General features: G+C 55.6%; 15 protein-coding genes. 10 read left to right on the plus strand and 5 right to left on the minus strand.

What is annotated here, in order from left to right; all coding sequences use genetic code 11:
- Positions 1–58: 58 nt before the first annotated feature.
- The 10 genes from I2G40_RS01780 to I2G40_RS01825 all read left to right on the plus strand — a co-directional run bounded on the left by I2G40_RS01780 (position 59) and on the right by I2G40_RS01825 (position 10,074).
- Positions 59–856, plus strand: a complete 798-nt coding sequence (locus I2G40_RS01780) for an alpha/beta fold hydrolase (RefSeq protein WP_195543985.1) — start codon at positions 59–61, stop codon at positions 854–856.
- 211 nt (positions 857–1,067) lie between these two features.
- Entirely contained in the window at positions 1,068–2,948 is a 1,881-nt protein-coding gene (locus I2G40_RS01785; protein ID WP_195543986.1) for a diguanylate cyclase, read from the plus strand.
- A 23-nt stretch (positions 2,949–2,971) separates the two neighbouring features.
- Entirely contained in the window at positions 2,972–3,328 is a 357-nt protein-coding gene (locus I2G40_RS01790; RefSeq protein ID WP_195543987.1) for an Hpt domain-containing protein, read from the plus strand.
- 251 nt (positions 3,329–3,579) lie between these two features.
- The gene (locus I2G40_RS01795; RefSeq protein ID WP_195543988.1) at positions 3,580–4,119 is read left to right on the plus strand and encodes a hypothetical protein; all 540 of its coding nucleotides are present in this window, start codon (positions 3,580–3,582) and stop codon (positions 4,117–4,119) included.
- 8 nt (positions 4,120–4,127) lie between these two features.
- Positions 4,128–4,457, plus strand: coding sequence for a helix-turn-helix domain-containing protein (locus I2G40_RS01800; RefSeq protein ID WP_195543989.1), 330 nt, complete (start codon positions 4,128–4,130; stop codon positions 4,455–4,457).
- 342 nt (positions 4,458–4,799) lie between these two features.
- Complete coding sequence (locus I2G40_RS01805; protein ID WP_195543990.1) at positions 4,800–5,525, plus strand: ABC transporter ATP-binding protein; 726 nt, start codon at positions 4,800–4,802, stop codon at positions 5,523–5,525.
- Positions 5,522–6,346: a hypothetical protein gene (locus I2G40_RS01810; protein ID WP_195543991.1), complete on the plus strand. Its 825-nt coding sequence runs from the start codon at positions 5,522–5,524 to the stop codon at positions 6,344–6,346. Before I2G40_RS01805 ends, I2G40_RS01810 begins: the two co-directional genes overlap by 4 nt.
- Entirely contained in the window at positions 6,330–7,148 is an 819-nt protein-coding gene (locus tag I2G40_RS01815) for a hypothetical protein (protein WP_195543992.1), read from the plus strand. The genes I2G40_RS01810 and I2G40_RS01815 overlap by 17 nt, the downstream gene beginning before the upstream one ends.
- A gap of 21 nt (positions 7,149–7,169) precedes the next feature.
- A complete protein-coding gene (locus I2G40_RS01820; protein WP_195543993.1) occupies positions 7,170–8,462 on the plus strand; it encodes a radical SAM/SPASM domain-containing protein in 1,293 nt (430 codons plus the stop codon).
- Entirely contained in the window at positions 8,455–10,074 is a 1,620-nt protein-coding gene (locus I2G40_RS01825; protein ID WP_195543994.1) for an ATP-binding cassette domain-containing protein, read from the plus strand. The genes I2G40_RS01820 and I2G40_RS01825 overlap by 8 nt, the downstream gene beginning before the upstream one ends.
- A gap of 105 nt (positions 10,075–10,179) precedes the next feature.
- Here I2G40_RS01825 and I2G40_RS01830 read toward each other — a convergent pair whose 3' ends face one another.
- The 5 genes from I2G40_RS01830 to I2G40_RS01850 all read right to left on the minus strand — a co-directional run bounded on the left by I2G40_RS01830 (position 10,180) and on the right by I2G40_RS01850 (position 14,501).
- The gene (locus I2G40_RS01830; protein WP_195543995.1) at positions 10,180–10,989 is read right to left on the minus strand and encodes a gamma-glutamyl-gamma-aminobutyrate hydrolase family protein; all 810 of its coding nucleotides are present in this window, start codon (positions 10,987–10,989) and stop codon (positions 10,180–10,182) included.
- An 87-nt stretch (positions 10,990–11,076) separates the two neighbouring features.
- Complete coding sequence (locus I2G40_RS01835) at positions 11,077–11,841, minus strand: amino acid ABC transporter ATP-binding protein (protein WP_195543996.1); 765 nt, start codon at positions 11,839–11,841, stop codon at positions 11,077–11,079.
- A 36-nt stretch (positions 11,842–11,877) separates the two neighbouring features.
- Positions 11,878–12,711, minus strand: coding sequence for an amino acid ABC transporter permease (locus tag I2G40_RS01840; protein ID WP_195543997.1), 834 nt, complete (start codon positions 12,709–12,711; stop codon positions 11,878–11,880).
- Entirely contained in the window at positions 12,708–13,367 is a 660-nt protein-coding gene (locus I2G40_RS01845) for an amino acid ABC transporter permease (protein WP_195543998.1), read from the minus strand. Before I2G40_RS01845 ends, I2G40_RS01840 begins: the two co-directional genes overlap by 4 nt.
- A 138-nt stretch (positions 13,368–13,505) precedes the next feature.
- Positions 13,506–14,501, minus strand: a complete 996-nt coding sequence (locus tag I2G40_RS01850) for a glutamate ABC transporter substrate-binding protein (protein ID WP_195543999.1) — start codon at positions 14,499–14,501, stop codon at positions 13,506–13,508.
- Between the last annotated feature and the right edge of the window lie 5 nt (positions 14,502–14,506).

Genomic DNA, 14,506 nt, shown 5'->3' on the forward strand with positions numbered 1-14,506 from the left:
GGGTCCATCCAACCGCACTGACGTGCAGCTGGATGAGCATTGATGATGGGGGCACAACATGGATTTTACGGTCGAGAATGCGGGCACCACGATTGCCTGTCGCGAATATGCCGGCCCGGATGTGTCGCCTGATGCTCCTGCCTTGGTGTGCGTGCACGGCGCTTGTGTCGACGGCACATTTTTCGACGGTATCGCTTGTGAGCTCAGCCACAACTACCGCGTAATTGCCTACGACCGCCGCGGCTGCGGTGGCAGCAGCGATGCGGCAGACGGCAGCTATGATCTTGCCGCTCAGGCCGCCGACCTGCAAGCCGTGATCGAACACGTTGGCGCTCCGGCAAATGTGCTTGCGCATAGCGCCGGTACGTTGGTGGCGCTGGAGCTTCTTCGCACCGAACCCCATCTCGTCGCCCGTGCGATTCTGCATGAGCCGGCCGTGTCGGCCGAAGGCGTCGGCATGGGCGCAGCTCCGATTTTGCTCGATATGATTGCGGCTGGAAAGGTTTCAAGGGCGCTTCGGCTTTTCTTGGGAGCTCTCGGCGACTTGGACCCCGAGGCTCCTGGGACGACCGAAGCGGAAGCCAAGCATGCCCTGCGCAATGGTCGTTGCTTTATGGCCAATGAATACGGAACAAATATGACATATGCTCCCGACTGGGAGCGCGCCCGAGAATCAAAGGCGGTGTCGGCTGTGTTTTTGGGCGAGCTTTCGGTCGGTACACCCCGCGAGGCTGGCACGCGAGCGGCTGCCGAATATCTCGATTGCCCCCTTGTGACGATCCCGGGCGCGCATAACGGTCTGCGCGATCGCCCCGTTACGGCGGCAAACGCCGTTCGCGATGTCTTGGAGCGTTAGCACGCTCGATGACCTGCGGGGAGAGGGGCTGTTAGCGTTTCGTCATTGTTAACGAATGCGCCCATAACCGCGCGCCCGCGGCTCCATTACCGCCGTTTGCCAGGTCATAAAAATGTAACGATAATCGCGCGTTTGCCTTCAGCTGTTAGATGCTACCCTTGTACCAATTGATATGCACCGTTGCCGTGCGTAACGACAGGAAGGGCCCCATATGCTCAATAATCACGAGGTCAATCTAACCGACGAGGAGGCTGCCGCCGAGGTCGCCCGCGTCGCGAAGACCTACCCCGTGGTGCGTTTGTTGTCGGCCGATCAGATTAAGAGCGAGCCTAACTGCTTGCTCGCCGGCGATCGCTGCCCTTGTCTGCGTCAGTCGAGTCTTGAGGCCTTGGCAGGTTCCGATGATGTATCGGAGCAGCTGCTCAATGATGGTACCGAGTACCGCGCCCATCTGCGCCCTCTGAAGGTCGAGGGCAAGCCTCACGTCCTGCTGATGGTGCGTCCGATCGATGAGCAAGAGGCCGCAGAAGAGGACCTTGTCTACACCGACGTGCTGACGAGCGTGCACAATCGCCGATATTACGAGGAAAAGCTCCGAAGCGCCCGCATGAATGCCGGCGTTGCGATGATCGACCTTGATGATTTTAGGGTCTTCAACGACACGTGTGGCCGTCATGCCGGCGACCTTGCGCTCGGTGCTGTGGCGACAGCCATACGCAGCGGAATTCGTTCGACTGACGAGCTTGTGCGCTATGGCTGCGACAAGTTTGTGGTCGTCATGCCCAATATTCCCTCCGATGACTTCACCCGTCGCCTGCATCAGGTATCCGATGCCGTTCATTCCACGATTATTCCGGGCCATGAGTACGTGAGCTTGACGGCATGTGTTGGTGGCGTTCGTATTCATGGCGAGACGGTCGATGGGGGCGTTGGCCGCGCTGTCCAGTTACTGAGCCGCGCTAAGGCAAAAGCCGGTACGGTCGTGACCGATGCCGATTCCATCGAGGCCTTCCAAAGCGAAAAGCCATTGGTGCTTATCGCCGATGACTCCGAGATGAACCGAGCCATTCTCAACGAGATGCTCAAGGACGAGTATTGCATCCTCGAGGCCGACAACGGTCGTACGGCGCTCGACATGGTCGACCGCTATGGCGATGAGTTGTCGCTCGTGCTGCTGGACATTGTCATGCCGGGCATAAGTGGCTTTGAGGTGCTGGCCGATCTGTCGCGCCGATCGGGTATCGATAATCTGCCTGTCATCATGATTTCGAGCGAAGATTCCGATGATGCGGTTTTGCGCGCGTACGAGCTGGGCGCCTCGGACTATATCAACCGCCCGTTTGACTCCCGTGTCGTGCGCCGCCGTGTAAGCAACACCATCCGCCTATACGCCAAACAGCGCCGCCTGACGAACCTGCTGTCCCAGCAGTACAACGAGCGCGTCAAGAACAGTCGCATGCTCATCGACATCATGGCCGGCGTCATGGAGCTTCGCAACGGCGAGAGCGGCAGGCACGTTACGAACATCGAAAAGCTGACCGAGCTGCTGCTTGGCTGTCTGGTCCAGCGTAGCGGCGCGATCTCCCTCGACAATGAGGAGCGCTCCACGATCGCCCTGGCTTCGGCGCTGCACGATATCGGCAAGATGTCGATTGACGATGCGATTCTCAACAAACCCGGACGCCTTACGCCCGAGGAATTCGAGATTATGAAGACGCATACCACGATCGGCGCCGACATGTTGCTTGAGCTGGGTAGCCATCACGCCGGCAATGCGCTTATGGAATATGCGTACCAGATTGCGCGTTGGCATCACGAGCGCTGGGACGGCAAGGGGTATCCCGATGGCCTTAAGGGCGACGAAATTCCCATTGCCGCACAGGTGGTTTCGGTGGCCGACGTGTACGATGCGCTGACGAGCGTGCGCGTGTACAAGGATGCCATCCCGCACGAGGAGGCTATCCAGATGATCCTGGACGGTAAGTGCGGTACCTTTAACCCGCTGCTTCTCGATTGCCTGCTCGAGGTGCAGGACCAAATTGCCGAGACGTTGGCACGCCCCGCTGACGTCGTCGCGTTTCCCACGATTTAGTTTGACCAAAGGAGTTTTAACCCATGATTTCCATGCGTGAGGCGTATGAGAAGATCGGCGCTAATTATGATGACGCGTGTGCTCGGCTGATGGGCGGGGAAATGCTTGCCCGCTTTGCCCTCAAGTTTTTAGATGACGAGAGCATGGACAGGTTGGAGGCTGCCATGGCGGCAGGAGACGCCGAGGAAGCGTTTATGGCAGCGCACACGCTCAAGGGCGTGAGCCAGAACCTGGGATTCGATAATCTGTACGAGCCGGCGGTCGTGGTGACCGAAGCGCTGCGCGGCGCCGATGCCGTTGACGGCGCTCGCGAGGGAATGCATGCGTTGCAGCAGCAATATGCGGCTACGATGTCGGCCCTGCGCGAGGCGGCCGAATAAGAGCTTGCGAGCCTTGATGACTATGAGAGTGGATAATCTCCCGTTTTAGGCCCGGTGGTGGCCTCGAAGTGGGAGATTATCCACTCTCGTTCGATACGTGTCCAAAAATCCACTCTCACCCCTTCTGATTAGTGAATGGGCTATGCGCACTGGCGGGGCTTTCCGCATGCAATCAATATCGTTGTTCGATAAACTGTTCGAATAACGATAGAGTCGATGAGGGTGAGTGTATGTCTAACAGCGTTCAGCGTATGGCCAAAGCGGGCGAAAATATCAGGAAGCTTGGCTTTTGCATGGCAGCCGTTTTTGCAGGGATGCTCGTCGCTTTTGCCGCGTTGGTTGTTTACGTGATCTGGTATGCGGTTGCAAACGTTGCTTCTGTCGATTCTTTCGGCGTCGTGACGCTTCTCGATGGCGGGTGCATCGTTATCCCAAGCGGACTGTGCCTGGCACTCGTCGTGGGTATTTCGCTTGTCGTTCTGTGTGGGATCAGCCGTAACATCTCGCGAGGCGTCTCGCCCTTTACCAAGACGCATGTGCGGCTTATCCGTGTTCTTGCGCTTGCCTTTGCTGTTAACGCCGCGGTTTCGCTTATTGGTGCCTACGGATCGGTCAATCTTACCATTGGTGGGCTGGAGCTTTACGTCGTGCCTCATTCCTTCGTTATTGAGATTTGCCAAGGCGTTGCCTTTGATGCGGGGTCGCTTATCGGCGCGGCTGTCTGTCTGTGTATCTCGGTGATCTGGAGTTATGCCTCGCTGCTCCAAGAGCAGTCTGACGAGCTTGTGTAGGAGGAAGCATGAGCTATCTCATCATCGAGCTTGAGACGCAGCTGCTTAAGACCGGAAAGACCAGTGCTGATCTGATTCGTGCCACGGGGCATACTCCGGCTAATATTTCTAAGCTAAGAAACGGAAAAATTAAAGCTATTCGCCTTAAGACGCTTCTCGATATTTGCGATGAACTTGACTGTCAACCGGGAGATATTATTCGGCGGGTGAGTGAGAAAGAGCTTGAGGAGCTTATTGTTGAGCGTGCAAAAAATGTCGTGAGACAGATGCGGAATGGTGGAGGCAATGAGTCGTCGCTTCCGACATCAGTCTTTGCTGTAGATTTGAGCGACGAGTAGCATATAGCGAGCAGCTAAAACGAGATATTGGTGTGATGGGGCCCGTGTCTAGCGCGGGCCCCATCTCTTTAAATTATCTTGACAAATATAAGTTATCGATAAACAATAACACAAAGTAAAAGCGATAATAGAAAGGAGGAACGATATGAGCTGGATTGTCAAACCGAGTTATGTGGACCCCGGTGGTGGGTGCAACGGTTACTGCAAGACATTCTGTGGAGCACGCACTTGCGTCAATAACTGCAGCAAAAACTTCTGTTTAGTTAATCTCTAGCAGTTGCGGCTGCTGCCAGGCGACAGTCTGGCAGCAGCGGTTTTGCTATCAAGCAGAACGGGAGGCCAATGAGTGCATCAGCGATAAAGCTATCAAAGGTGTCAAAGCGCTACGGGAAACGGTGCGTTTTGCATGACGTTTCCTTCGAGGTGCATCAGTCTGAGCTCTGTGCCCTTGTCGGTGCAAACGGTGCGGGCAAAAGCACGCTTATTAAAATCGTCTTGGGCCTCTGCGAGCCATCGTCGGGGAGCGTGGAGCTCTTTGGAGGCAAATCAAAAAGAGAGCTTGGCTTGATGCGGACGCGTGTCGGCTATGTGCCAGATTCCAGCGGAGCATACCAATCCCTCAGTGCGGTTGAGAATCTCCAAATCCGATGTTTGGAATGGGGGCTTGATGCGAATCGTGAGATTCCTCGCGTTTTGAGCCTAGTCGGGCTGGACGTCGAAGAGAAAAAGAGCGTGAGCAGTTTTTCTCTGGGAATGAAACGGCGGCTGGATATAGCTACGGCTTTGTTGGGTGACACTGATCTGCTTATTTTTGATGAGCCAGCAAACGGGTTGGACCCGCTGGGCATCGAGAGTATATGGGCCCTTATCGGTCGATTGAATCGAGAACAGGGTAAGACCATGCTCATCTCTAGCCATGATTTGGATGAGTTGGCATCGGTTGCAACAAGCTGCCTGTTTCTTCATGACGGCGAACTGCTGAAAAAGGAATCGATGGACGTCATAAGGGATGAGGCGTCGTCCCTAAAAGAGTATTACAGGCGCTTGATGAAGGCGGTCTCGCTATGAAGCGGGCGATCCATCCCATAAAGGCAGATATGATGCGTTTGCACAGGATGTTTCCGGCGAAGTTTGGTCTTGCGCTTATGCTGGCGTTCGGCCTTCTCTTCGGCATCTTTCTAAAAAACGGAACAACGTTGCTCGCCTTTGGCAATAGCGTTTTTGGGGAGGATATTGGCTTCTGCTGGAATGTAATCGATCCTTCTGCACCCGATGAGTCCCTTGTGCGCAGTGCTTTTGCCGGCACCTCTCTGTTCGTTCCGCTCATCGTTTGCCTGGCGATTTTACAGGAGCGCGGCTATGAAGAGGGATACCGAATTTCTTCAGCAAGAGGTCTTGCCTGCTTTAACGGGGCTCTGGCACATGTACTTTCGTCTGCTTTAATAATTGGCGCAGCATATAGTGCGCTTTGCCTTCTTCTGTTTGCAATAGCGATAACACGTGGAGGGCAAAACTATGCGTATAGCATGCTGGCTGCATTTTTGCCCGCGATGATGATTAACGCCGTATTGGTGATATCGGTTGCGTTGGAGACGGTGACCATCTATCGGATTACAGGCAGCGCCGTATTGAGCGGGGCTGTGGTAATAATCGGATTTGTCATGAGCTTGACGCTCTACGGAACTTACCTTCAGACACCCATACCGTCCTTGCGATGGATCTTCTTTCTTCCGGGGCCGTACCTTGGAGTCGGATGTGCCCTTGGGTATAGCGATATGGGGCAGCTGACGCTTCTGGGATATGGCGTGGCAGCCAGCTGTCTATCGGTATTGATTTACGCTCTCTTGAGCTTTCGCGCTGGGGGTGTGCTCAATGGCTCGTCAGATTAAAAGACTTCTCCAGTCAGAATTGAAGCATGTGAGCAAATGGATGTACGCTTTAATCCTGGTAATTTATGCGTGCATAGTGGTATTGCAGCTTAATTCTTTCCCGATGTGGTTCTGTAGCCTCCGTGAGAACAGTTTCTTGGGCTTTTTCCCAGACCCGACGCTTCTGCTGTCGGCAGAGGATGTCCTTCTATTTGGTAATGCAGAGGTTTTTCGCGGTCTGCTGTTCAACGTAGCCCCGTTGGCTCATGCATTGTTCTTTCCGTTCATCGCGGCTTGCATTGTGCCGCGCTTTGTCAGTTCGGGCTTTATTGAGGAACCGTGGGGGTTGTCGGAGGCTCGGGGAGGGAAGCGTGTGTGCGCTATCGTTGCGCGAGTGGTGCTGTCTTCTTTTGCCCTTTTGGGCGCGTTTATCCTGTCGAGTGTCGTTTTGTACTGTCTTAACTGCGCGATCGTTTTGTATGCTCAGCAGTATTTCAACCTGCATGTATTTTGCTATCGACTTGTTCTTGCTGCCGCTGCCTGCCTTGCATACGTGGTTTCTTGCGTAATTGTTGTTTCCTATTTTGGGTCCGGCTTCGGTCCGATTGGCATGCTGTTGCTTGTCAACGTCGTGGCGATCTACATACAGCTCGGGGCCAATTCCATGCTTCCGCTTCCAGCCTCGATGCTCATGTGGATTTGTGGCGTGACCCCGTTGGGGAATAGTCAATGCATTTCGATTCTAATTGACTGCCTAATAAACGTAGCAAGCGTTTTTGCCATCTGCTTTACCGTCGACCGATTGCGGTCGAGATTTCTTTGATTGTTTGTGAGGGATAAACATATGAGACCGTCTCAATACAACCTGATTGAAACCCGTGGCGAAAGGACGCTGGTGATGAATGCGAAGACCGGTGCGATCCTTTCGTTAGATAAGCAGCATGCAGAAAGAATGTGCCGCATGGTATCGGGAAGCGAATGGGAGCCAGATGAATTGCGCGAAGCGTTGCTTCAAGGAGGAATGCTGTTAGAAGATGATCGTGACGAAAAGGAGGAAATGAAGGCGATAGGCCGTCTTGTTCGGTTTTCTGATCGCTCTCTCGGCATGACGATAGCCCCGACATTGGAGTGCAACTTCTGTTGCCCATACTGTTATGAAAAAGGGCAACGCAAAACGACAATGACTCCGGAGGTCGAAGACCGACTTGTTTCATTTGTGAAAGAGCGTTCACGGGGACTGAGCGAGTTTGACATCAGTTGGTATGGTGGAGAGCCGCTGCTACAAGTCGATAGAATTCAGCGACTCACAGAGCGTATAAAGGGGGTCCTTAATCCGGAGTGTTCCTATGCAGCATCCATTGTCACAAATGGGTATCTTCTGACGCCAGAAGTGGCTGCGGCTCTCGCGGCTTGTGACGTCAAGATGGCTCAGGTGACTTTGGACGGTTCTCGACAAGATCATGATTCCCGGCGAATCTTGCGGAACGGACAGCCGACATACGATGCGATTCTAGACAACGTTTCTAAAGTCACCCATCTGTTAGATATTTCTATCAGGTGCAATGTCGATGCCCATAACATTGTCGGTGCTGGCGATTTGCTGGATGCGCTCGAGGAAAAGGGCCTTAAAAACAAGGTGGGATTCTACCTAGCGCCTGTCGACAATATCAATGATACGTGCCCAAGCGACAGTAGTTGTTTTTCGATGGAGGCATTTTCTGAGGAAGAGCTGGACTTTTATAGCCATGCCGTTGATAGGGGGTTCTACGTTGACCTGACGGTGCGCTTTAATCCGGCTATATGTGGCGCTGTTTGTGCAGGGTCATTTGTAGTGGATCCGGAGGGCTGCCTTTATAAATGTTGGGATGAAATCGGGATGCGTGAACGCTCCGTCAGCACACTTGCCGAAGGGCCGAGGATGAATGCTCAGCTGGTCCAATGGCTAAACTATGAGCCGAGCGATCATGAGTGTGAAGAGTGTTTTGCCTATCCCTCATGCATGGGAGGCTGCCCTAATCACGCTCTTCATGGAGGGTCAAAACAGTGCGTATCTCAAAGGTATCAGGTGCGCCAACGAATGATTTTGACCGAGAAGGCTCAGCGATTGCTTTCGGAACTGGATTCAGCTCATGTTTAATCTCTGCGCAAGAACAATAATCAAGAATCCAAAGTATATAACCTATCTTCTAATGTGCCTGCTCTCGCTTGTGGTTGGTCTCGCAATTCCTTTTCTGACGGGGCAACTGGTCAACAACTTTGTCGGTGTCGCGCGAGATGGGGAAAGCGCAATCGCCATCGGCGCTGAGATAGCAGCGCTGGGTATTATGCGAGCCGGTTTGAATTGCGTCAGTGAGCTGGTCTATGTCGATCTGCAAACACATGTGGGATTTGCATTGAATGAAGAGGTGATAAGTCACGTTCAAAGGCTACCACGGGCCTTCTTTTCTAATTTTGATGCCTCCTATTACAACCAACAGATTAATCATGACGCTAACGATTTGGTGATATTTGTTATAAACGCAAGTGTCCAAAGCGTGAGCAATATAGTGACGTTGCTTGTGGTGTTTGTTGTCCTGGCGACCATAAACGGTCACCTGGCAATGCTGTGTATGGCTCTGGGCATAATAGGTGGCGCGGTCTATTCGCTTTTCAAAAAGTGTTTGTTCGCAAGAAGTTTCGAGGCTCAAGAGCAGGAGGCTCGATTCTTTTCCGATCTGGAGAAGCAGCTTAGCAACGCACAATTTATCCGCAGACATGTTCTATTCGAGCTTTTCAAGCAAAGGCTTGAGCACTCTTTTGCAGAGCTATATCGTTTCGTTTATCAGAACCAGCAAATTAATGCGACCTTTACGTTTGCCAACACTGCCGTCACATCTTTGGCACAGGGTGGAATCTTGATCCTGGGCGCAAAGGAAGTTCTCGACGGCAATTTGCTGCCCGGCTATCTTATGACGGCGCTAAGCTATTACTCCTATTATTCTTCGGCTATTGAATTCTTCCTTGCGCTGGGCAAGGACTATCAAACGTCAAAGGTATCCTACGAGCGTTTGCGGCGCTTGCTGGACATGCCCGAGGACTCAAACGGGGACATTATCCTCGATGATGTTTACGAGGTGAACTGTTCCGAGCTGGCATATAGCTATCCGGGGTCTGTAAAGACCGCGTTCGGAGACATTCGGGCTTCTTTAGAAAAAGGAAAGGTATACGCAATCGTTGGGTCGAACGGTTCCGGTAAGAGCACGCTGCTGGATGTGATAAGCGGTTGCGATCCAGAAAACTGCAAGGGTGATATTTGGATTAACAGCAAGCCCCTGAGCTCTCTGGACCGTTATGCGCTGCGAAAGCGCAATATCGGGATTACGGAGCAGGAGCCGCCCCTGACCGAAGGGTCGATACGGGACAATTTAACTCTTTGCTGCAGAAGCGCTGAAGAGCGTGACCTTGAGAGCCTCATTGAGAGAATGGGGCTTAAAAAGATGGTCGATTCAAGTGGTGGACTTGATGTCGAGCTGGACGATAGGCAGAACAATATTTCAGGAGGGGAAAAACAGAAAATAGCGATTATTCGCCAGCTGCTGAAAAACCCGGACGTGATGATGTTTGATGAGCCGACATCTGCACTTGACAGCCAAAGCAAGCAGGCGTTTATCGAAATCCTTAAGGAAAGAAAGGGGCGACATATCACGGTCATCGCTACGCACGACCCTGTGCTTATTTCGGCATGCGATGAAGTGATTGAAATTGCCTGACGGGCTAGTGGACCGCGCATATCAAATTCAGGGGGGGGCGGGCACCGTAGCTGGTGTCCGCCCCCCCCCCTGGCTTAGGAGGCTTTAACCTGAGTGGTTCGCGAGCTAGCGGGCCTGCTTTACCTTGGCCGCTGCCTCGACAAACGACTTCCACAGGTTAAAGTCGGTCTCGAGCGTCATCCACGTGTACTCGGGATGCCATTGCACGCCCAAGCAGAAAGGCTGGCCTTCGACTTCGATGCACTCGGGAACGCCGTCGGTTGCCTTGGCGACCAAGCGCGTGCTTTTACCCAGACGATCGACGCAGCAGTGGTGTGCGGAGTTGGTCTGGATTAGCCTGTGCCCGCCAACCGCGCGTTCCAGCAGCGAGCCCGGCACGACCTCGACGGGGTGCACGGGATCGTTGAGCACGTGGGTGTGACGACACTGCGTGCGACCCTCGCGCGCACCCAGGCTCGGCACGTCCATGCACAGGGTGCCGCCGGTGGCGACGTTGAGCAGCTGCGTGCCGCGGCAGGTGGTAAAGAGTGGCTTTTTGGCGCGGAGCACCTCGTTAACCAGCTTAAACTCAAAACGGTCGCGAATCTCGCAGCACAGTGTGGGGTCGTAGGGGCGCTCGTCGCCCCAGCGCTTGGGGTTGACGTCCGGGCCGCCGGGAATAGCGATGCCGTCGGCGATATCGACGTAATGACGGATAACCTCAATGTCCTCGGTGATGGACATCTGCAGCGGCAGGCCGCCGGCGGCAAGAATGGCATCGACAAAGACACTTGCGATTTCCTCGTTGGGGGAGAGCGTCTCGCTCAAAAACGGCTTTGCCTCTTCCCAACGCGGTGCGACGAGGATGAGTGGGCGGTCGGCGGGGTCGACGTCGACATGCGGGGTGTAGGACGATGAGGTGCGGGTTCCGATCATGGTTGCGGCTTTCGAATCCGAGTGGACATGGCACAGGGGTGGCGCGGGGCAAACGTTACTGATGAATTTGCCCGCGTGACAATTGGGTTAGTGACCCTTGATAGAGTTGAGGAAGTCCTGGGCGCGCTTGGTCTGGGGGTGGTCGAAGAACTCGTCAGGCGTGCCAGTTTCCACGATCTGGCCGTCGGCCATAAACACGACGCGGTCGGCCACGCGGCGGGCGAAGTTCATCTCGTGCGTGATGACGATCATCGTCATGCCCTGCTGGGCCAGACGGACCATGACCTCGAGCACCTCGTTGATCATCTCGGGGTCAAGGGCGCTCGTGGGCTCGTCAAAAAGCATGGCCTTGGGTTGCATGGCAAGCGAGCGGGCGATGGCTACGCGCTGCTGCTGGCCGCCCGAGAGCTGTGCGGGCACCTTATCGGCCTGCTCGGCAACGCCCACGCGGCCCAGCAGGTCCATGGCGCGCTCGCGGGCCTCGTCCTTGGAGACGCCCAGCACATCGACCGGTCCCAGCATGACGTTCTGCAGTACGGTCATATGTGCAAACAGGTTGAACTGCTGAAACACCATGCCCAGCTCGGCACGCATACGGGCAAGGTCCTTGCCTTCCTGCGGCAGGGGCTCGCCCTCTATGAGGATCTCGCCCGAGTCGATGGTTTCCAGGCGGTTGATGGTGCGGCACATGGTCGACTTGCCCGAGCCCGAGGGACCGATCACAACGACGACCTCGCCGCGGTTGACCGAGAGATTGATGTCGTTGAGGACGTGTAGGTCGCCATAGTGCTTATCGACGTGTCTGAGCTCGATCAGCGGCTGATTGCCGGTGGAAGAGGTGCTCTGTGCCATGGTGCTCGGCTCCTTATGACTCGAAATGGTAAAGCGTTAGCGGATGATGGTCGCGCCGGTCTTGTGCGAAACATAGACAGCGGCCTTGTTGATCGCGACGTTGATGAGGATGTAGATGACCGCGATAACCAGGTAGACCGACACGAGGGCGTCGTAGTTGGTAATGAGCACGCGGGCGTTTTGCATGAGGTCGGGGTAGCTCACCACGTAGGCCACGGTGGTGTCTTTGACTACGACCACGAGCTGCGAAATCAAGGACGGAATGATAAACCGAATAGCCTGCGGCAACACGATTTTAAAGGTGATTTTAGCTTTGGAGAGACCGAGTGCCTGGGCGGCTTCGACCTGGCCGCGCGGCACGGCGTTGACACCGGCACGGAAGATCTCGGCGAGTACGCCGGCGGCAGCGAGCGCGACGGGAAGCGTGAGCATCCAAAACGACGGCAGCGCGATCTTGTACTGGGGCAGCACCAAAAAGAAGAAGTAGATGAACAGCAGGCTCGGCACGCCGCGGAAGAAATCGGTGAGCACGCGGCAGACCAGCTGCAGCGGCTTAATGTCGCTGGTGCGGCCGAGCATAAGGGCTAAGCCTAGCACCAGCGCGATGGCGCCAGCGGTGAGTGCGACTTTAACGGTGCCCTCAAAGCCGGCAAGCAGGAACTTCCAGGTGGTGAGGTGCGTAAAGAAATACCAATAGTGGACCGAAAGCTGACCGGTCACATAAAAGCGCTGCAGTACCAGGACGACGAGCGCGGCGACGGCAACAAGCGAGATGGCGGTGCCGATGCGAATCTTGGCGCGCATCTTGGGGCCGGGAGCCTCGTAGAGCGCATCGCGCATGGTGAGCGCAGAAGAGGAGTGCTTGCTCATCGGAGGATCCTCACCTTCTTATCGATGTAGTTGCCAATGTGGCTCACCACAAAGGCCGTGCCCAGGTAGCCGAGTGCCGAGATAAAGAACGCGGCGACGCCGCCGAGCGAGCGCGTGTTGATGTAGCTCACCACGCCGGTGAGCTCCTGCGGTTGCAACGGCACCTGGCTGCCGAGCGCGGTGGTGAGCATGACAGCGATAAAGAGGTTGGTCATGGGCAGCACGCTCGAGCGCAGCGCCTGTGGAATCACGATCTTGGCGAGGATGCGGTTAAAGCTCATGCCCAGCGAGCGGGCGGCTTCCACCTGGCCGACGCCGACGGTGTTGATGCCGCTCATAAAGTTCTCGGAGCCAAAGGCCGAGCCCAAAAGGACCGTGGCGACGATAACGCAGGTGCGGTAGGGCAGAACGACCTTGAGCGGCGGCAGCGCGTAGACGACGATGATGAGCAGTGCGATGCCGGGGATGTTACGGAAGACCTGGACATACAGGTCGCCAAAGACACGCAGCGGCTTGAGCGGCGACACGCGCATCACGGTGACGGCGACGGCCAGCACCATGGCGATGGCAAACGACTCAAGCGTCATGCCCCAGGTTGCTAGCAGCGCGTCGATATAGTTCTGGCCATAGAGCGACCAGAGCTCGGAGAGACTCATGCGGACCTCCCGCCGATAAGGAAAGGGGCTCCCGTGTGTACGGAAGCCCCGACAACTCAGTGAGGAAACAGTTTACCGCAATAAAGCGCATCATGCGTTTCCGTATGGTTTCGTTGCGGCCGTTACCAGGCTCGCTGCCTAGGCGCCGATCTCGGGCAGCTCGGGAACATTGGTGTCGCCCGTACGGTCGCCGATGCAGATCTGCCACAGCTCAGTCCAGGTGCCGTCGTCCTCGATCTTCTTAAGAAAGTCGTTGACAAAGGCGACGCCGTCGGAATCGAGCGGCAGACCGATGCCATAGGGCTCCTTGCTGCCGAAGGGCTTGCCGGCAATCTTGTACTTACCGGGCTCGTGGACCAGGGCGCTCTGCTGCATGTTGTTATCGATGACGTAGGCGTCAACGCGGCCCTGCTGGAGTGCCTGGCGGGCCTCCTCGTCGGTCTTGAACTCCTGCTGGCTAGCCTTGGGGGCGAACTCCTCCAGGATGGCGGGGCCGTTGGAGCCGGACTGGACGGCGACGTTCTTGTCGACCAGGTCGTCGACGCTCTTGATGTCGTCGTTGTCGGCGAGCACCAGGATAGCCTGCTGCGTGTAGTAATAGGGACCGGCAAAGGAAACGAGTTTCTTGCGCTCGTCGGTAATGGTGTAGGTGGCAAAGACAGCGTCGACCTGGCCGTTCTGCAGGACGGACTCGCGCGTGTCCGAGGTCACCTGGGTGATCTCGACCTTGTTCTCGCCCAGAATGTAGTTGGACAGGAGCTGTGCGATACCGGCGTCGAAGCCGCGGGTCTGACCGTCTTTCTCGTTGAGGAGGGAGAAGAGCGTGGAGGTCTGAACGCCACCGATCTTAAAGACGCCGGCGTCCTTAACGGCCGTGGCCCAGGTGCTGGCGGCGATGGCGTCGTCATCGGCCTTGGGGCCGTTGTCGACGAGCTTGTCGAATGCCTTAGCGTCGAGCGTGGCGGAAACTTCGGTATCCTTGGAGCTCTTGGAGGAGCCGGCGGCGGAACCCTTGTCGGCCTCGGCGCTGGTGTCGGAGCAGCCGGCAAGACCAAGGCCGGCGAGGGTTGCGAAGGTGGCGGCAACGAAGCCGCGGCGGTCGAGAACGACCTGCTGGGAGAGGTTCTTGCTCATGGTAG

Source organism: Collinsella aerofaciens (assembly GCF_015558785.1).
Lineage (GTDB): Bacteria > Actinomycetota > Coriobacteriia > Coriobacteriales > Coriobacteriaceae > Collinsella > Collinsella aerofaciens_P.